At 57.5% G+C, this 837-nt stretch carries 1 protein-coding gene; it reads right to left on the reverse strand.

Features of this window, described 5'->3' with window-relative positions; translation table 11 throughout:
- Nucleotides 1–837 (reverse strand): STY4528 family pathogenicity island replication protein (locus tag BZK42_RS27915; RefSeq protein WP_143329788.1); only part of this gene is annotated, 837 nt, incomplete at both ends.

Genomic DNA, 837 nt, shown 5'->3' on the forward strand with positions numbered 1-837 from the left:
CGGGACGCTTTCGGCAGGAACGGTAACGGAACCACCAGGTGGCGCATTTTCATCCCCGGCGCATACGTACGTTTTTTTAATCTGTTCCTGTGTAAAAGAACGTACGTTATTGCAGTCCGGTTTCCGGACTCTGTCATAACTGTCTGATTTCAGACTGAGTCCGTTTACCGGACCCTGTGTTTTAACCCCGTCCGCCACTCTGAGTCTGTTATCCGGACTCAGTGTCTTCTGCTCATTTTCCGTACGTTCAGGACTCAGTCCGCTTTCCGGACTCTGCTGTTTCTGCTGCTCAATGCGGGCAACATCGCGTACTGTTAAGGGGCGTGTAAGCCGCTCAGCAATCTCCGTCAACCGCGAATGCCGGTGCCGCATCATCGGGTCGTCCAGTATCCCCTCCAGTACCCGCCAGGCCGTTTCATTCACCTCCCTGTATTTGTGTCTGCAGGCTTTCCCGACCATCTCCAGCCACCCGGGGTCAAACGTCTCTGCATCCTTTGCACTCAGCGGTTCATCATGCTGGGCGTAGATATTGCCCCGGACCCTGCCGCCTGCATCCCGCACCCGCTTACACAGACTCAGCCACCCGGTAAGACGCAGCATCGTCAGCGCCCGGCTCACCGTATCCCGCGAGGCCTGCCCGGCCCCGGGAGAAGAGAGAAGCTTCTGGAGTTCGTCATAAGAAGGGAAGATGGCGCCGTCGTTCTGCAGGGCATACTGCCGTATCATTATCCAGCACATCTTGTCCAGTGGGGAAAGCCGCATGTCCAGCACCAGCGCACGCGGATAGGCATCATGCAGGTTACCCGTGAACAGCAGCCCGTTACGCTCCTGGCCCGA

The organism is Citrobacter braakii, assembly GCF_002075345.1.
GTDB classification, from domain to species: Bacteria; Pseudomonadota; Gammaproteobacteria; order Enterobacterales; family Enterobacteriaceae; genus Citrobacter; species Citrobacter braakii.